Here is a 17,312-nt window from a genome sequence, read left to right as displayed (position 1 = left end):
CACCCCACCCCCGCCAAACCCCATTCTCAACCAACACCCAACTCCGCAGCTCAAACCACACCCAACACACCAACTACCCACCCCCGGATCGACACCGGGGAGTTCCTCCGCGCAGTCGGCGGTGGTCTTGTGCAAGGCCGATCCGTTCATGGGTGGTGAGCCTTCTCAGGTGGTGACGGACTGTGGCATCGAAGGAGGCGGAGGGCGCGCCGCGCGGGCGCGGTGGCACGTCCCATCCTTCCGTCGAAGCAGACGGGAAAGGCGGTAGGCTGCGGACATGTGATGGTCGATGAGCGACACTCCGGGCCGAGGCGGGCCGAGCCAGCTGCGGTTCCGCTGTATGGCTTCCAGCCCCCGGTCGGTACTCCCTACGGCCTTGAGGTCAGTACCGTCGAGGATTTCTTCGCCCAGCACGACGACTGGCCGTGGAACCCGCCCCGTCCGGGCCGTGCCACCTTCCACTACCTCATCGCGGTCACCGAAGGTGAGTTGCGGCACGACGTCGACTACGTCACGCGAACCGTCGCCCCCGGCCAGTGGCTGTGGGTGCGTCCCGGGCACGCGCAGTGCTGGCATCCGCCCGGCGCGGCCCGCGGCCCGTTCATCCTGTTCGAACCCGACGTGCTGCGGCCCGACATCGCCCGTCTCCTGGCCCCGCTCACCGCGCACGAGGCCCCTGCCGTGCTGAGCCCGCCCCCCGACGACGCCGCCTGGCTCCAGCAGACGGCACTCCAGCTCCTGGACGAACACCGCGCACTCGGGCGCCGCCCCCTCGACATCCACCACGCCCTGCGCCGCAGCCTGCTCGAATCGCTGCTGCTGCGCCTGGCCAACTCCCCGGGCATCGTCCCCGTCGGAACGGCCACGGCCGGCACGGGCCGTGCCGACAGGTACGGACGCTTCCTGGACGCCTTGGAGCTGCACTTTCGCGAACTGCATCAAGCCGCGGACTACGCCGAGTTGCTCGGCTGTTCGGTCCGCACCCTCAGTCGCGCCGCCCGGGACGCCACCGGCAAGGGAGTACGCGAGCTCATCGACGAGCGGCGCCTCCTCGAAGCCCGGCGTCTGCTGGGAGGTGCCCGGTGGGACGCCCGGGCCGTGGCCGTCCACCTCGGGTTCACCGATCCCGCGAACTTCGGCCGCTTCTTCCGCGACCGCACCGGTCTCACCCCGGCCGCTTACGCGGCCCGCGACACCACGACCCACCCGTGAGCGGAGCGCGGCGGCGGCACGCGGACCCCTCACCGTCCGGCAACGGGGGCTCATGTGCGGGACTCCCGATCGATTGGGGGGTCCGCTCGGGCTGGGGTCAGACCCAGTTGGGGGCATGCTCTTCGGTGTAGCGGGCGCCGAATCCGCCGGTCGGGAGGATCTCGCGGATCGCGGCGAGATCGGCCTCGGTGAGGGCGATGTCGGCCGCGTGGGCGTTTTCCTCCACGCGGGCGGCGCTCCGGGTGCCCGGGATCGGGACGATGTGCTCGCCCTGGGCGAGCAGCCAGGCCAGGGCCAGCTGGGAGACGGTGATGCCCTTGGCGGTGGCCAGCCGGCCAAGTCGGTTCACTGCTTCGACGTTCTTCTCGAAGTTGCCGGGCTGCCAGCGCGGGTCGGTGTTGCGCATATCAGTGGCGTCGTACTGCCCCGCAGGCTTCGCGGTACCGGTGATGAAGCCGCGGCCGAGGGGCGAATAGGCGACGAAGCCGATGCCGAGCTCCTGGAGGACCGGGAAGAGCTGCTCGACGTCGCGCTCGAAGAGCGAGTACTCGGTCTGCAGGACCGAGACCGGCTGGACGGCGTGCGCCTTGCGGATGGTCTGCGGGCCGGCCTCGCTGAGACCGAAGTACTTGACCTTGCCCGCGTCGATCAGTTCCTTGACGGTGCCCGCGACGTCCTCGATCGGCACGTCCGGGTCGACGCGGTGCTGATAGAGGACGTCGATCTGGTCGACGCCCAGGTAGCGCAGGCTGTTGTCGGTGACCGTGCGGATGTTGTCCGGGCGGCTGTTGAGGCCCAGGCCCCGCTCGGTCTGCGCAAAGCCGAACTTGGTGGCCAGCACGACCTCGTCGCGGAAGTCGCTCACCACCTTGCCGAGCAGAACCTCGTTGTTGCCCGCGCCCCAGCCGTAGAGCTCCGCGGTGTCGAAGAAGGTGACCCCCAGGTCGTGGGCGCGGCGGATGGCGGCGATGCCCGCCTCCTCGTCACCGGGGCCGTAGCCCATGGTCAGGCCCATCGAGCCGTAGCCGATCGCCGAGACGGCCAGGCCCTGGGTGCCGAGTGTCCTGTGTTGCACGTGGAGCTCCTCATATCAAACCAAACAGTTCGGTTTTAAACCTACTCCGGCCACCGCCCCGTGGCAAACCAAACGGTTTGGTCGGGTAGCGTGGCAGCATGAGTGCCTCACCCCGCGCAGACTCGGTCCGCGACCGCATCGTCAGTGCCGCCAAGGCCGAGTTTTCCCAGCACGGGATCGCCGGGGCGCGGATCGACCGGATCGCCAAGGCCGCCAGGACCAGCAAGGAACGCGTCTACGCCTACTTCTCCAGCAAGGTGGCCCTCTACCGGTTCGTCTCCGCGCAGGAGCTGGCGGCCGTGGCCGAAGCGACCCGCATGGACCCCACCGATCTGCCCGGTTACGCCGGCCGCCTCCATGACTACTTCACTGAACACCCCGACCGCTTCCGGCTCATGAGCTGGGGGCAGCTGGAGCTCGACGCCGGCGACTCCCTCCCCCACGACACCTTCCGGGAATCGGTCACCGGCAAGATCGAGCAACTTCGCGACGCCCAGGAAGCCGGCCAGCTGGACGCCGGCTGGGACCCGGTCGACATCCTGGTCTTCGTCCACCAGATCGCCACCGCCTGGGCTGCACAGCCTGACCTGCTGCCCCCGCACGACGAGGATCGCGCCACGTTCCTGGCGGCGCGCCGAGCTGCCATCGCTGCGGCCGTCGAGCGCCTGTTTCCCGCGACTACGAAGAACTGAGCGCGCCCCGAGCCCTCGAAGCGGCGCCTCGCTTCATCGGCGCCCGGGAGGCTCGGGCGAGTGACCGAGCACTGTCGCATCTCGCGAATGTCGAACAGCGGGTGACGGTGCCGCCTCCTCGAAGCCAGGCGATCAAGCATCAAGAGCCCGCCGGATGAACTCCTCGCGGGTCGCGTTGGAAGCGCGCGACACAGCCGCATGACCCGCCATCATGTCGAACCCGTGGAAGACTCCGCCCCACATGTGGAAATCGACGCTCACGCCCGCCTCGGACAGACGGCCGGCGTAGATCAGGATCTCGTCGCGGAACCCCTCGGCCGAGCCGGTGTCGATGTAAGTGCGCGGCAGCCTGCTGAGGTCCTCGGCGCGGGCCGGCGCGGCGTACTGCGACACCTCCGGACCGCCGCGCCGCTCGCCCAGCAGTGAGGTCCACCCGTACAGGTTGCTGTGGCGGCCCCACACACCTCCGCGGTCCACCATGCGACTGCTGTGCGTCTCGAAGCGGTCGTCGAGCATGGGGCAGATCAGAACCTGGTGGCTGAGCCCGGGAAAGGCGCGGTCGCGGGCGAGCAGCGCGGTCCCCGCCGCGAGGCCGCCGCCGGCGCTGATTCCGGTGATCAGGAGCCGCTCGGGGTCGATACCGAGCTCGCCCGCGTTCTTCGCCGTCCACACCAGCCCCGCGTAGCAGTCCTCGACCGGCGCGGGGTCGGGGTGCTCCGGCGCCAGTCGGTACTCGGCCGACACGACGACCGCACTCCCATCGATCACATGGGTGAGGAGATTACTCAAGTGCGCCCGGCGGTCCCCCATGATCATCCCGCCACCGTGGATGTGGAAGATGCCCCCTTGGGGCCTCGGTCCTCGAAGGGGCTGAGAATCAGCAGAGTGATGTCCGGCGCGCCTTCCGGCCCGGGTACCTGGCGCTCCTCCACCCGCACCCTGCCGCCCGCCGTCAGATCCTCCGGTTCCATCCCGGGGAGCCCCTCGGTCACCTGCCGTCGGATCTCTGGGAGGGTCTCGTCCGACACGGGTGGAAAAGCAGCGCCCAGCGCCTCCTCGACGGGCGCGAGCTCCGGGTCCAACGGGGGCCGGGTGGTCAAGGCACCGAGAAAGTCTGCTGCTGTCTGGTCTGTCATCTGTTCTCTCCTTCGGAAACGACGGGGTTGGTCGAGGTAGCGGCCCGGTGTGATCGAGGCGTAGCCCCGTACTGGCGCGGGGGCGTGTTCGGGTTCGCACTTGACCGTGATGATCTGCTCGTCCGAGTCGTCGGTGACGATCAGCAACACCTTGCCCGCGACCTTGTACACGTCGAGTCCGAGAGTGAAGGGGCATCCGTGCCTGACGTCGGGGAGGGCGAGGGCCTCCTGGCGGGCGGGACGGAAACGCGCGGAGGCTCCTTTGACCGTCAGGAGGCGACGGCTGTCTTCGCGGTCCGGGTGAACGCCCAGTGGGAGTGCACGATGTGCCACTCGCCGTCGATCAGCCGGTACGCCTCGGTGGCGTTCCAGGCGCGCAGTTGCCGTTCGTTGCCGTCCTCGTCGAGGACGTAGGTGTTCAGGTTGTAGGCCAGGACCGCGAAGTCACCGCTGTCGGCGACGTTCACCGCCGGGTTGAGGTACTCACTGCGCACGATGTGCGGGTTCGAGTAGATCGACTCGATGTGTGCGATGACCTTGTCGCGTCCCACGACCAGTTCCTTGAGGATCGGGTCGAAGTAGCTGACTTCCTCGGCGTAGTTGTCGAGGTAGCCGCGGTTGTCGCCGACGCTCCACCGTTCGTTGAAGGACTTCTCCAACTCGAGGATGGTCGTGCTGATCTCCGCCTTGTCGACGCCCATATCAGTTCCTGTGCCGGTTTCTCTTACGGATGCTGTGGCCGGCCGTTGTCGACCGTCGCGCATCGGGGGGTGGTTGTCGTCGTTTCTCAGTCGCCCGGGTCTCAGTCGCCCAGGTCTCAGTCGTCCAGGACGAGGACGTGCTTGCCCGGCGTGGTGCCGGACTCGACGTCGGCCTGGGCGTCACGGACCTGTTCCAGGCCGTGGTAGACCTTCGCGACCGGGACTTTGAGGCGTCCTTCGGCGATGGCCTGGAGCTGGTGGGCGAAGACGTCGGCCGGGAGGTCGGCGGCCTGACCGCCGTAGGAGGTCAGCCGCACCCCGTTGGGGATCATGAAAGGGGTGAAGTCGGGGATCGTCCACTGGCCCGCCAGAGCTCCGGTGAAGCAGACCGTGCCGTGCCGGCGGACGGTGCGGAGGGTGTCGGCGAGGACCGAGCAGCCCACCAGTTCCAGTGCGGCGTCGACGCCGTCCGGCGCCAGCTCGCGCACCTGGTCGGCGAGGGTGCCGTGGTCGACGAGGGGATGGTCGACGCCCGCGGCCCGCAGTTCCCCGGCCCTCTCCGGGCTGCGGGTGGTGGACAGCACGGTGGCTCCGAGGTCCTTCGCGATGGTGGCCGCGCTCAGCCCGACCGTAGAGGTGCCGCCGCGGATCAGCAGCGTCTGCCCCGCCCGCAGGCCGAGGCCGGTGGTCAGTGATCCGTAGGCGGTCTGGAACATCTCCGGCAGCGCACCGACCACCTCCCACGGCAGGCCGGTCTCGAACGGGATGACCTGCGCCGCGGGGACGGTCACGTACTGGGCGTACGCGCCGTCGTACGAGCGGCCCATGCCGCCCATCATCGTGGCCACCTGCTGCCCCGGGCGCAGCCCGCTGTCCTCGTCGGCCTCATCGACCACGCCGACGCCCTCGATGCCGGGAACACGCGGGTAGGTGACCACCGCGTCCGACTCGCCCTTGCGGGTGGTGACCTCGGACTCGTTGACGCCGAACGCCTTCACCTTGATCCGCACCCAGCCGGGCTTGCGTACGGGCACCGGCACGTCCTTGATCTCCAGTGCGTCGAGGCCGCCGGGCCGGGTGACGACGACGGCCCGCATCGTCGCCGGTGCGGCGCCGTCGGCTGCTGTCGATTGGCTCATGCCGAGCTCCTTGCTCTGTTCGTCCCCCGGGGAGGTGAAGGCGGAGCCGGGGCTCCAGGCGCAGGTACCAGGGTGATCAGTCAGTGGTGACCCTGCGCCGTTCTGCATCTCGGTATCGCCCGGTGACCGTCAGGGGCGGTCGATGCTCTCCCACAGGTCCAGGGCCGCATGGTAGTGGCCGTCGGCCTCGAAGGGAGGGTTGCCGACGCTTCCCGAAGTGGGCCGGTCCGTGACGGCGGGCCACAGGCGGGTCTGMTCGCCGGTGGCGAAGTCGAGCACGATGTCGCGGATCCGCGTGTCACGCTCGGCCTGATCCGCGCTGCGGCCCGGCTTGTCCTGGCCGACCAGGGCGTACATCTCGGTGCCGTGTACGGCGGGCGCGCCCTCGGCGGGCCCGATCATCAGGAGATGGGCGTTGCCGCCCGCGGCGGCGTGCGCCAGGGCGCCGCGGCCTGCGGGGAGCGCGAAGAGGTAGTCCGCCATGACCGCGGCGCGGACCTCGGCCGGGGTACGGCCGCCCTGCTCGTAGGCATCGACGATCTTCTTCGCGCGGGAGCGGGGAATGCGCCACCGGGCGACCTCGTCGGTGACACGGTCGAGCGTGTGGGGATCGAACCGGTCGAGGTCGTTCGCCACCCACCAGCCCATGTCGTCACTCGCCATGCTCAGCAGCACGTCGACGTCACGGTGGGAGCCCGAGGCGAGGACGTCCATGGGGTGGGCGTGCACCACCGCGCCGGGCTGTCCGATGTCCAGGACGACGCCGGTGGCCTGGTTGTCCACCCCGCCACGTACTCCGAGATCCGTCGGACAGACCTTGCGCAGGGCGGCCACCAGGGAGGTCGCGTCGAGGTCGATCAGCTTCTCCGGGTTGTCCGCGACGCCGAGTTCAGTGACGAACCGGTGCACGAGCTCCTCGGCCCACCAGGCCGGGACAATACGAGCGGGCCCGCCGGAGAACCCGGCCAGTCGCCGGTACAGGCCGTTGGCGGAGGAGGCGCCGAGCAGCCCGAAGGTGGCATAGGCGCCGCCGCTGTGGCCGTAGACGGTGACGTTGTCGGGGTCGCCGCCGAAGTGGGCGATGTTCTGCTTGACCCAGGTGAGTGCGGCGATGATGTCCTGCAGGAAGAGGTTGCTGGCCTCGGCGAGGCGCCCGCCGTACTGCGAGAGCGAGAGCGCGCCCAGTGCGCCCAGCCGGTAGTTGACCGACACTCCCACGACCCGTCCCGTCGCGGCGAGGCCGGCGGCGTTCGAGGTGATCTGTGTGTTCGCGCCGTACTCGAATCCGCCGCCGTGGATGTACACGGCCACCGGGAGCGCCTTCGAGGCCGGCTGTTCAGGTGCCCACACGTTCAGGTTCAGGCAGTCCTCGCCCATCCCGGTGTCCGCCTCGAGCCAGTCGCCGCTGTCGGGCTGGACGCAGACGACGCCCTTGCGGTCATAGGGGCGGTCCGGGTCGAAGTCCGCGACCACGGGACGGCGGTACCGCTCGGCGGTGGCGTACGGGATTCCCCACCAGGACCGCACCCCTGGTGCGGTCGGAGCCTGGGGAGCGGTGGCGGTCATGACATGTCCTTCCAGCGCGGTTCGGGTGTTCGCGGCATGCTTCGGCGGCTGGCTGCTCGCGGTGACGTCTCCCATCGTTTCCTGGGATCCGACAAAGCGCCCGGCCGGTGGCGGTCACCCGGTGGTCACCAGGTGACACTTCGGCAACAAGATCTCGGTGCAGGCCATGAGCTTCTACTACGTGGCCGACGGCCGGATCGTCGGCGAACGGGGCCAGCCCGACCTCCTCGGGGTGATGCAGCAGATCGGTGCCGTACCGGCGTCGTGAACCTCGTAGCGCCGGGTGAGCCTTCTGTCGTGCGGGATTGCCGCTGCCGTGAGGGGCCCGTACGACGCGGTGGCAGAGGATGAAGGCCAGCACCGGAGCGCGGGCGCCGGCGCCGGCGCGGGTTCACCGCAAGAGGTCGATCTCTTCTTGATCCGGTGCCTTCGCGCAGACAGCGCCCGCTGCGGTGAGAGCTGTACGCAATTGTCACCGCGACCCGGCCGGGTGTGGGAGTGCTCGCCCTGTGGGCGAATACTGCAACCCTCGAATACCGACACTCCACCAGTGGGTGCGTGAGACGACCGAGGCGATCGTCGGCGCGGTCACCGGCGCCCCGGCCTCTCCGCGCAGTCTGCTGCTCGGCAGGTACGACGACCGTGGGCGCCTTCACTACACCGGCCGGACCACCACCCTCGCCCAGGAGGCCAGCAGCACGCTCGCCGGCCTTCTCGCTCCGGCCGGGCCCGGACACCCGTGGACGGGCTGGTCGTTCTCCGCCGGGTGGGGCACCAGGGAGACGCTGGACGTCACGCTCGTGCGTCCCGAGCTCGTGATCGAGGTCGGTGTCGATGTCGCCCGCGACGCCGCCGGCCGGTGGCGCCACCCCGCACGCCTGCATCGCGCCCGCACCGACCTCTCCCCCACGGACGTCCCCCTCCTGACATCGCCGTCGCCGTGACGGCGGCGCAGGGCGGCGGCCCCGGCCCGACGCGCAACAGAGCGCCCCGTTCCCCGGCTGTCCGTGCAGCCGGTCAGCGACGCCGCAGTTCCTCGGACCAATCCCGGAGCGGGGCGGCGAGAGCGAGGTTGTTCCCGCGGCTGATGGTCTGGAGCAGTTGGGCGCACACGGTCGCTTCGGCGGCAAGGCCGGCCGGGCTGCCCAGCACGGGGAAGACGGCGCGGACGCGGGCGGCGGTGTCCGGCTGAAGCAGGGTGTAGGCGTAGAGAGTGGCGGCGTCGAACCCCTCCGGAGCGCGGCCCCAGCTCTCCCAGTCCAGCAGCCGCAGCGGCGATGTGAGGTCTCCCCATGCACATCCGCATGGGCTGTGGTCCAGCAGGAGACGGATGGGCAGGAGACGGATGGGGCAGGCGTGCCCACGAACTCGGGGATGGCCCGCTCCATGTACTGCTGCCGTGCGGCGACACGGTCGGTGCTGACGGCCGCCACCTTCTCCAGCGTCCCGGCCAGGTCGTTCCACCAGGCATCCGGCATCTGGAGGTCATGCTTGAGGATCGGGTCGTCGGATAGCACCCGCTGGTCGACGCGSACCGACAGCTCCGCCCGGTAGGCGGTGCCGTCGTCGATGGCATCGTGGACGTCCAGGAGGGCGGGCCGGTGCCCGTCGAKGTCGCCGAAGGCGTGCTGTGCGTCCARGGCGCCGTCCCACAGCTTCCCCGACGCCTTGTCCKSCGGCGCGGAYACCRGCCGCAGCCACACGGGTGCGCCCGTACCGGTGCGKRCCGGGGCACCCAGGGTGCGCCCSGCCCAWCCCCAGAACTCCCCGCCCGGCTCGRYYYGCACGTCSAGGGCCTKSGCGGCKCGGGCGTGSTGKGCGCGCATRCGCTGTTCGGTGTCCGGGTCAGGRGGAGGYRAGTACACCAGTGATCTCCCGCAACYKGGCGGCGGTCAGGGAGGGTGAGCGACRGCKTCGGCCGCCTGACTCCCGGCGAGGCGGCGCGGCACTGTTTCGAGCACGTGAAGGCGGCGCACCGGCTCATCCTCGAACAGTTCCACTCGCGCCGAGAGGAGGATGTCGTTCGGGTCCGCGATCGACAGCCGTGCCGCCCCCCAGGCTGGAACCCGACCGCCGGGAACGGAAGTTCGCACATGCCGAATAACCGACCACAGCACCGACCAGGGACCCCACCCTTGCTGACCAGCAAGGACTTCACAGGGCCGAACCTGGCATTTCAGGTGGGAAGGATGAACCTGACGCCTCGCCGGGTCGCCGTGCTCGCCGGGCGTCAGCCCCTGCGGGCAGGTGAGCTGCCGGTGGGTGCCGGTGGCGTCGCCGCGCCACGGCGGTGGCCGCGCAGCAGGAGGACGCCGGCTCCGGCGGCGGCGAGCAGCGCGGTGAGGGCCGCCGCGACGAGAGCGCGGCGGTAACCGTGCGCCAGGGCCGCGGGTCCGGGCGCGGCCGGGCCCGCGGCGGGGTGCGCGAGGGCGGTGAGAATCGCGAGCCCGAGGGCACCGCCGAGCTGCCGGGAGGTGTTGATCAGCCCGCCCGCGATGCCGGCGTGCCGGGGCTCCACCCCCGCGACACCCAGTGCGGTCAGGGGAACGAAGGCCAGGCCCAGGCCGGCGCCGATGAGGACAGACGGGCCGAGCAGGTCGGTGAGGAACGCTCCCTCGATCGGCAGCCGGGCCAGCCACAGCAGACCGGCCGCGAGCACGAGTAGACCGGGCAGGAGCGTGCCTCGTAGCCGCCCCGCGCCCCAGGACGCCGCCATCAGGGCCGCGGCGAGCGGCACCTGCGTGAGGCCCGCTTCGAGGGGGAGTAGCCGAGGACCTTTTGCTGGTACAGCGGGAGGAAGAAGAATGTGGCGACCCACACCGCTCCGAGCAGCAGCATCAGGAGGTTGCTCGCCACGGCCGTAGCGTTGCGCAGCAGCAGCGGGGGCAGGAGCGGGTCCCGGGCGCGCCGCTCGATCGGGATGAGCGTCAGCAGCAGGAACACCCCGGCTGCGGGAGCGACGAAGTCCGGCAACGGCGTCTGGCCTCTGGCACCCAGGCCGAGGATGAGGAGGGTGAGGCCGGCCGTCATGACGAGCGCGCCGGGCACGTCGGGGCGTGCTGTGCGCCCCCGTTCGCTCCGGCCCAGGAGCAGAGGTGTGGCCGCGATCCCGGGCAGGACGAGGAGGACGCTGAGGCCGAAGACGGCCCACCAGCCCAGGGTGCTGGTGAGCACGCCAGCGAGCAGGACTCCAGCGGCTCCACCGGCCGCGGAGGCCGCTCCCCAGATGCCCAGGGCCCTTCCGCGATCGGGCCCCGGGGGCCAGTGGGCCAGCAGGATGGCCAGGCTGGCCGGTGACAGCAGGGCCGCGCCGGCTCCCTGGACCGCCCGGGCCGCGATGAGCGGACCGGCGTCGGAGGGGATGCTGGCGGCGAGGGAGCCGGCGGCGAAGACGAAGAGCCCCGCCAGGAAGGCGGTGCGGTGCCCGAGCAGGTCGGTGAGGCGGCCGCCGACGGGCAGTAGGGCCCCGAAGGCGATGAGGTAGGCGTTGACGACCCAGGCCAGGCCCGTCGGCGTCAGCTGGAGGTCCTGGCCGATGGCCGGCAGGGCGACGTTCACGATGGATGTGTTGAGCACGACGAGGAACTGCGCACCGGCCAGCAGGGAGAGGGCGGGGCCCGGCCGGTGCACGGGCGGGGCGGGCGGCGAGAGGGACATGACGCCTTTCGGGGTGAGGCAGCCGGGAAGGGAGGGAAGACGGCCGGTCGTGCCCGCCGATCAGGGGCAGGTGTCGCTCTCGGGCCCGGGACGCTGCTCGGCCCGCTGCTTGAGGTTGTGCAGCCAGTGGTCCAGTGAGGCGTCCAGCGCCTGCTGGAGGTGGGCGGTGTTGGCGGTGACGGGTTCGCCGGTCCAGGACTCCTCGGTGTGGACGTGCACACCGTCCTCGGCCTGCGTGAAGGTCCACACGTGGACGGCGGTGATGCCCTGGGCCGGCCCGCCCCAGACGATGCGGTGCTTGGGCCGCACCTGCTTGACCGTCGACGTGATGTTCTCCAGGCCCTCGGTGGACCAGACCCACGAGGAACCCGGGCGCAGCGGCCCGGGGGTCTGTTTGACCGAGGCGCTGACCGCCGGCTGCCAGGCGGGCCAGTCATCGACGTCCGTCTGGATGCGCCAGACACGGTCCAGAGGCGCGTCGATGACGATGTCGTCCCGAGTGATGACTGGGGCCTTCTCGTCGATCCCGACCGGCGAGGGGCCTGCGCTCCCGAAGGCGAGGGGCAGTGCGGTGAGGAGTGCGGTGGCGAAGGTGTACATGATGGCCCTTTCAGTATGTGATTACTCACTCACTCGACGGTCGGCGCATCTACAGGTGGCTGTGCCACACGCAGCGAGGTGAGGCGTCAGATGGAAAGAGCAGCGACCGGCATGACCGGCTGCCCGCTCGCCAAGGTGTGAGTAGTCAACCACTCTCACCAGTCAAAGGTCAACTGCCTTCAACCGCCTTCTGCCACACCCCGACCTCAAGCCTGTTCAACGACCTCAAGCCTGTTCAGACCTCAAGCGCCCGCTCCACGCCCCCAAGGGACGGCACCCTCGGGGTTGACGCCACACAAGAGTGAGTGGTTGAGTACTCACATGAAGACGGAAAGCCGCCAACTGTCCACAGCCGAAGAACGTCGTGTGACGGTGCTGCGCACGGCCATCGGGGCGTTCGCGGCCCGCGGGTACTTCGGGACCACCACCACGGAGGTGGCGAAGGCCGCCGGGATCTCGCAGGCCTACGTCTACCGGCTCTTCCCGAACAAGGAGGCGCTGTTCACCGCGGTCGTCGAGCACTGCTTCGTCCGGGTCCGCGCCGCCCTCGAAGGCGGCGCGGCTAACGCCGAGAGCAGCAGCCCGGAAGCGGTCCTCGCTTCGATGGGTGACGCCTACGCCCGGCTGATCAGTGACAACGACCTCATGCTGGTCCAGCTCCACGCTCAGGCGGCCGCCGTCTCCGAGCCGGCGATCAGGGAGGCGGTACGGGCGGGATACGCCCGGACCGTCGAGTACGTCCGCAGTGCCTCGGGGGGCGACGAGGGGCAGGTCCAGCAGTTCTTCGCCACCGGCATGCTCTGCCACCTGCTGGTCTCCATAGACGCCGAGGCGGTCTCGGCGCCCTGGACCCGCACCCTGACCGCCGGTATCACGCATTACTGACACGCCCCCATCCCGGCAGGCGGCCTCCGCATCAGCACTACCCGGCGGCCGCCCCTTTTTCGGCCCGGACAGTGAGTGTTCAACCACACACAATGCAGTTCCCCAGCATGTTTCCTCCCAAAAACGAAACGGAACGAGGTTCATCATGGTCAGCAAGCCCTACCTGACCGGTCACTACGCCCCCGTCCCCGACGAGATCACCGCGACCGGACTGACCGTGGAAGGCACCCTGCCGCCCGAACTGACCGGTCGTCTGATCCGCAACAGCCACAACCCCAAGCCCGGCATCACCCCCACCCACTGGTTCAAGGGCAGCGGCATGGTGCACGGCATCCGGCTGCGGGAGGGCCGCGCCGAGTGGTACCGCAACCGGTGGGTCCACACGCCCGCGCTGGACGGCGCCCCCTACATGACCGACCGAGGGCCCGACCTGACGGCCAGCACGGCCGGCACGCACGTCATCGAGCACGGCGGACGGCTGCTGGCCCTGTCGGAGGCAGCCCTGCCGTTCGAGCTGACGGCCGAGCTGGAGACGGTGGGCGCCTACGACTTCGGCGGCAAGCTCACCTCCGCGATGACCGCCCACCCCAAGGAGGATCCGGCCAGTGGTGAGCTGCACTTCTTCGCCTCCTCCCCGTTCCCCCCGTACCTGATCCACCACGTCGCCTCCGCCGACGGCCAGGTGTTGGACAGCCAGGAAGTGCCCGGAGCGAGCGCCGCGCTGAAGCACGACTTCGCGATTACCGAGCACTATGTGGTCTTCCTGGAGGGCTCGGTCACCTTCGACCCCGCCGAACACTCCGGAATCCCCTACGGCTGGAGCGACGCGCAGGCCTCACGGATCGGCATCATGCCGCGCGAAGCGGGCGGAGCCCGGCGGATCCGCTGGTTCGAGATCGGCCAGGGATACGGCATGCACTTCGCCAACGCCTACGAGGACGCCCGCGGGCACATCGTCGTCGAGGGCCCCACGGTGGGCCGCGAGGGCTGGCAGCGCTCCTGGAACTGGTGGGTCGGCGCCGCGGACCGGGGCGCCGAGCCGAACTCCGGCTCCCGCAGCCGCCGCTGGACCATCGACCTGGCCGCCGGGACCGTCAGGGAGCAGCAGACCGACGACCTGACGGTGGAGTTCCCCACGATCAACGACCTCCTCACCGGCAGCGAGCACCGCTTCCAGTACGCGCTGTCGTTCCCCGACGACCTCGGGATCGGCAACCACACCCTGGTGAAGTACGACCGCACCACCGGCACCCGCCAGTTGCTGCCCTTCGGCACCGGTCAACTGCCCAGCGAGGCGGTCTTCGTCCAGGCGGCGGGCACCACCGGTGAGGACGAGGGATACCTGCTGAGCGTGGTGAGCGACCTCAACGCCGACGCCTCCAGGATGCTCGTCCTCGACGCCTCCGACCTCACCGTGCCCCCGCTCGCCACGATCCACCTTCCCCGGCGGGTGCCCGCGATGATCCACGGCTCGTGGATCCCCGACTCGGCCCCCTGACAGGCGGCCCCGGCTCACCAAGCACTCACCGACCCGCCCGTGACAAGGAGCGTTTCATGGACGACACCCACGCCCCCGCCGACACCACCACCGTCACCGAAGCGGTGCTGCCCGGCATCGTGGACCCCGACGGCATCCAAGTGCGCACCCGGCCAGCCCGCCCGGCCGGCCCCGGCCAGGTCGTGCTGGAGATGGAGGCCGCCGGGATCTCCTTCGCCGAGCAGCAGATGCGCCGCGGCAAGTACTACGACCAGCCGCCCTTCCCCTTCGTCCCCGGCTACGACCTCGTCGGACGGGCCCTCGACGTGGGCGAGGGCGTCCCCGGCGACCTGCTGGGGAGGCGCTTCGCCGTCCTGACCAAGACCGGGGCCTGGGCCAGCCACGTCACCGTCGACGCCGGCGACCTCAGCGCCGTACCGGAGTCCGTCGACTCCGCCGAGGCGGAAACCTTCGTGGTCAACGGCATCACCGCCTGGCAGATGCTCCACCGCCTCGCGAAAGTCCGTCCCGGCCAGAGCGTCCTGGTGCACGGCGCGAACGGCGGCGTCGGCTCCACCCTCGTCCAGCTCGCCCGCATCGCCGGCGCCCGGGTCGTCGGCACCGCCTCGGCCAAGCACCACGGCGCAGTCCGGGCGCTGGGCGCCGTGCCCGTCGACTACCGCTCCCCCGACCTGGAGGGCCGGCTGCGCGGACACGCCCCGCAGGGCTATGACGCGGTGTTCGACCACGTCGGCGGCGAGGGCATCGTCACCTCCTACCGCCTGCTCGCCGCCAAGGGCACCCTCGTCTCCTACGGCACCGCCTCGACCCGCGACGTGCAGGGCTCGTCGAAGGCGCCGGTCCTCAAGCTGTTCGCCCGCCTGATGTTCTGGAACGCACTGCCGGGCGGCAAGGGGGCGTACTTCTACAACATCTGGGCCGGCCGGCGCAGGCTCGGCACCTTCCGCGCCAAGCTGCACGCCGACCTGGCTGAGGTCTTCGCCCTGCTCGCCGACGGCCGGCTCGTCCCCCAGGTCGCCGCACGCGTCCCGCTCACCGAGGTCGGCGAAGCGGTACGCCTCGCGGAGTCCGGCACCGTGGTCGGCAAGGTCGTCCTGGTGCCGTAGACACACGGCACCCCGGCGACGCCGCACTCCACCCATTCCCCGTCACCAGCTGCAGCACATCAAGTCCCGTGCCCATCTCCCCCGGCCCAGGCACACCACCCCGTACCCCGACCACGGCGCACCGGCGCACCGGCGCACCTCAGGATCCGCACGCGACCAGCCCTGCAACGACCGCAACTCCCCCGCAGCCGACCCGACCCGCACCTCTAACCGAAACGCACAACCGATCAAGAAAACCGCTACAGCACAACACCCCCACTGACCAGGCAAACACCCATGACCAGGCAAAACAACACCGGAGCCCTTAGACGCAGAAGCTACCCACAACACCACAGCCATTCCCACTGCAACCCACACAACCCACGTCACAGCAGCCACACGACCAAGCCGAGTTATCAACCAACCACCACCCCAGCTCACACACCACCCACACACCAACTCCCCCCGCCGCAGCGACAGCTGCTGCTCACGCCGGTCAGCGCCAGCAGCGTGGCCATGATGACCAAGTCGCCCGGCGCTCATGGTGTAGACACTGGCGGCGGTCGGCTGGTCCGGGGCGCGCGGCCGCCGGTGCCGGCCATCGACGCCAGGAGTGGGATGGCGGCAACGGCTGCTGTTGGAAGCCCCTTGATGATCAGGACGGCAGGGTCCCACCAACGACCTCGCGCCAGAAGTCCTCAACCCGTGCGTTGAACACGTCCGGAGACTCCTGGAACGGCTGGTGGGCCTCCTCCGCCATGACCTCGAAGCGGGCACCCGGGATGGCGTCGGCCACGACCCGCCCGAGCCGCGGCGGCGTGGCGATGTCCCGTTCGCCGGCCAGGACGAGGGTCGGTGCGGTGATTGCGGACAGCCGGTCGAGCGTGTCGTGCCGCATGAACGGCTCCAGCTGACGCTGGAAAGCCTCGGCGGACTGCGGGTACGGGAAGGCGAGCGTTTCGTCGATGATCCGCTGCACCGTGCCGTCAGCGTGGGCGCGCGGCGTGTAGATCCACAGGAAGAACGCCTCCAGCATGGCGCGCTCGTCGGGCGCCTCCGTCACCAGCCAGTTCCAAAAGCGGGTCATGGCGGTGAAGTAGGCGTCCGCCCGGGCCCAGGTACTCATGAGGACGAGACTGCGGACGGCCTCCGGGTGACGCAGCGCCAGCTCCTGAGCGATCGCACTGCCACCCGAGAAGCCGACGACATGCGCCCTGTCGACCCGGAGCACGCGGAGCACTTCTGCCGCGTCGTCGGCCATCATGGCCACGGACATGGGCCCGTCGGGCAACGGCGTCCGCCCCGACCCTCGGTTGTCGAAGGTGATGACCCGGTACCGGTCCGACAGCCCGTCGAGCTGCGCCTGCCACGCCTCGGCGGGGTCGCTCAGCCCCGCGATCAGCAGGACGTCGGGCCCTTGGCCCCGGCTCTCGATCCAGATCGTGGTTCCGTTGGCGTCGACGTGCTCGCCCATGGAATACACCTCCCACCCCATCATCTCCACTGCCAGCCCCTTGATCGACTACCGCCGCGCCGCACACACTCTGAACCTGCGGCATGACGATCACCGCACTGGGCGGAGGCACTGGAGCGGGATGCCCGGGGCTTCCTCGCGACGCGGGGGCCTGGCAGCTGGTTTCGTAAGCGAGAGTAGGCAACGTTTGTTGACGGTTTCGGGCAGTCCAGCGCCACCGTGGTCTGCATGGCCTGCTCATCCGGTGCCGCGCTGTCCTCACCCACCGACACTGATTCCATCGCGGCCCGCCTCTAGTGCTCTGACCGGGAAGGTTCGCCGGGGCGGTCGTCCGGGCGGTTGGATGTGCGTTGACGTCCGATCCGACTGCTGGGGGTGTGGTGGCTGAGCCTGTCCGTGTGCGTAGGTTGACCGACCAGGAGGGGCAAAAGCTGCAGCAGATCGTGCGCCGGGGCAGCACCAGTTCGGTGCGGTACCGGCGCGCGATGATGCTACTGGCCTCGGCCGGCGGGAACCGGGTGCCGGTGATCTCGAAGTTGGTGCAGGCCGATGAGGACACGGTCCGGGATGTGATCCACCGGTTCAACGAGAT

Annotated in this window: 19 protein-coding genes; 8 read left to right on the top strand and 11 right to left on the bottom strand. The window is 70.1% G+C overall.

What is annotated here, in order from left to right:
* The first annotated feature begins 279 nt into the window (after nt 1–279).
* A complete protein-coding gene (locus CA983_RS25790; protein WP_086603248.1) occupies nt 280–1,212 on the top strand; it encodes a helix-turn-helix domain-containing protein in 933 nt (310 codons plus the stop codon).
* A 97-nt stretch (nt 1,213–1,309) separates the two neighbouring features.
* Here CA983_RS25790 and CA983_RS25785 read toward each other — a convergent pair whose 3' ends face one another.
* Nucleotides 1,310–2,287, bottom strand: coding sequence for an aldo/keto reductase (locus tag CA983_RS25785; RefSeq protein ID WP_086603247.1), 978 nt, complete (start codon nt 2,285–2,287; stop codon nt 1,310–1,312).
* A 98-nt stretch (nt 2,288–2,385) separates the two neighbouring features.
* Here CA983_RS25785 and CA983_RS25780 point away from each other — a divergent pair, with 98 nt between their 5' ends.
* On the top strand, nt 2,386–2,979 hold the full coding sequence (locus CA983_RS25780; RefSeq protein WP_086603246.1) for a TetR/AcrR family transcriptional regulator: 594 nt from the start codon (nt 2,386–2,388) through the stop codon (nt 2,977–2,979).
* 132 nt (nt 2,980–3,111) lie between these two features.
* Here the strand turns inward: CA983_RS25780 and CA983_RS25775 are convergent, their stop codons facing one another.
* The 5 genes from CA983_RS25775 to CA983_RS25755 form a co-directional block, all read right to left on the bottom strand.
* Nucleotides 3,112–3,795, bottom strand: a complete 684-nt coding sequence (locus CA983_RS25775) for an alpha/beta hydrolase fold domain-containing protein (protein ID WP_425276473.1) — start codon at nt 3,793–3,795, stop codon at nt 3,112–3,114.
* The gene (locus CA983_RS49630) at nt 3,792–4,286 is read right to left on the bottom strand and encodes an MmcQ/YjbR family DNA-binding protein (protein WP_425276472.1); all 495 of its coding nucleotides are present in this window, start codon (nt 4,284–4,286) and stop codon (nt 3,792–3,794) included. Before CA983_RS49630 ends, CA983_RS25775 begins: the two co-directional genes overlap by 4 nt.
* 98 nt (nt 4,287–4,384) lie before the next feature.
* Nucleotides 4,385–4,816: a YybH family protein gene (locus tag CA983_RS25765; protein ID WP_086603245.1), complete on the bottom strand. Its 432-nt coding sequence runs from the start codon at nt 4,814–4,816 to the stop codon at nt 4,385–4,387.
* Between the two features lie 116 nt (nt 4,817–4,932).
* Entirely contained in the window at nt 4,933–5,955 is a 1,023-nt protein-coding gene (locus tag CA983_RS25760) for an alcohol dehydrogenase catalytic domain-containing protein (protein WP_086603244.1), read from the bottom strand.
* 129 nt (nt 5,956–6,084) lie between these two features.
* Nucleotides 6,085–7,521: a carboxylesterase family protein gene (locus tag CA983_RS25755; protein ID WP_086603250.1), complete on the bottom strand. Its 1,437-nt coding sequence runs from the start codon at nt 7,519–7,521 to the stop codon at nt 6,085–6,087.
* Between the two features lie 151 nt (nt 7,522–7,672).
* Here CA983_RS25755 and CA983_RS25750 point away from each other — a divergent pair, with 151 nt between their 5' ends.
* Nucleotides 7,673–7,789, top strand: coding sequence for a hypothetical protein (locus CA983_RS25750; protein WP_279628467.1), 117 nt, complete (start codon nt 7,673–7,675; stop codon nt 7,787–7,789).
* A 286-nt stretch (nt 7,790–8,075) separates the two neighbouring features.
* Nucleotides 8,076–8,465 (top strand): ATP dependent DNA ligase, encoded by a 390-nt coding sequence (locus tag CA983_RS46805; RefSeq protein ID WP_167407459.1) that lies wholly within the window; start codon nt 8,076–8,078, stop codon nt 8,463–8,465.
* A gap of 73 nt (nt 8,466–8,538) precedes the next feature.
* Here the strand turns inward: CA983_RS46805 and CA983_RS48950 are convergent, their stop codons facing one another.
* From CA983_RS48950 to CA983_RS25715, 4 genes are all read right to left on the bottom strand, one after another.
* Nucleotides 8,539–8,673 carry a hypothetical protein gene (locus CA983_RS48950; protein ID WP_279628466.1) on the bottom strand — a complete coding sequence of 45 codons (135 nt, stop codon included), beginning with the start codon at nt 8,671–8,673 and terminating at the stop codon, nt 8,539–8,541.
* A 1,078-nt stretch (nt 8,674–9,751) separates the two neighbouring features.
* Entirely contained in the window at nt 9,752–10,258 is a 507-nt protein-coding gene (locus tag CA983_RS25725; RefSeq protein ID WP_086603241.1) for a hypothetical protein, read from the bottom strand.
* Nucleotides 10,237–11,178 (bottom strand): MFS transporter, encoded by a 942-nt coding sequence (locus tag CA983_RS25720; protein ID WP_086603240.1) that lies wholly within the window; start codon nt 11,176–11,178, stop codon nt 10,237–10,239. Before CA983_RS25720 ends, CA983_RS25725 begins: the two co-directional genes overlap by 22 nt.
* Before the next feature lie 60 nt (nt 11,179–11,238).
* Nucleotides 11,239–11,778, bottom strand: coding sequence for an SRPBCC family protein (locus tag CA983_RS25715; protein ID WP_086603239.1), 540 nt, complete (start codon nt 11,776–11,778; stop codon nt 11,239–11,241).
* A 321-nt stretch (nt 11,779–12,099) separates the two neighbouring features.
* Between CA983_RS25715 and CA983_RS25710 the strand changes: the two genes are divergently transcribed.
* From CA983_RS25710 to CA983_RS25700, 3 genes are all read left to right on the top strand, one after another.
* Nucleotides 12,100–12,663: a TetR/AcrR family transcriptional regulator gene (locus tag CA983_RS25710; RefSeq protein WP_086603238.1), complete on the top strand. Its 564-nt coding sequence runs from the start codon at nt 12,100–12,102 to the stop codon at nt 12,661–12,663.
* A 145-nt stretch (nt 12,664–12,808) separates the two neighbouring features.
* Nucleotides 12,809–14,161, top strand: coding sequence for a carotenoid oxygenase family protein (locus CA983_RS25705; protein ID WP_086603237.1), 1,353 nt, complete (start codon nt 12,809–12,811; stop codon nt 14,159–14,161).
* A gap of 56 nt (nt 14,162–14,217) precedes the next feature.
* Nucleotides 14,218–15,267: a medium chain dehydrogenase/reductase family protein gene (locus tag CA983_RS25700; RefSeq protein ID WP_086603236.1), complete on the top strand. Its 1,050-nt coding sequence runs from the start codon at nt 14,218–14,220 to the stop codon at nt 15,265–15,267.
* Nucleotides 15,268–15,901: 634 nt separating this feature from the next.
* Here CA983_RS25700 and CA983_RS25690 read toward each other — a convergent pair.
* Nucleotides 15,902–16,720: an alpha/beta fold hydrolase gene (locus CA983_RS25690; protein WP_086603249.1), complete on the bottom strand. Its 819-nt coding sequence runs from the start codon at nt 16,718–16,720 to the stop codon at nt 15,902–15,904.
* A gap of 380 nt (nt 16,721–17,100) precedes the next feature.
* On the opposite strand from CA983_RS25690, the gene CA983_RS25685 reads away from it, so the two are divergent.
* Nucleotides 17,101–17,312, top strand: a 212-nt coding sequence (locus CA983_RS25685; RefSeq protein ID WP_341866691.1) for a helix-turn-helix domain-containing protein, incomplete at its 3' end; no start/stop codon positions are given.

Origin of the sequence: Streptomyces swartbergensis (assembly GCF_002148965.1) — a bacterium.
Lineage (GTDB): Bacteria > Actinomycetota > Actinomycetes > Streptomycetales > Streptomycetaceae > Streptomyces > Streptomyces swartbergensis.
This window is presented reverse-complemented; position numbering and strand designations above follow the sequence as displayed.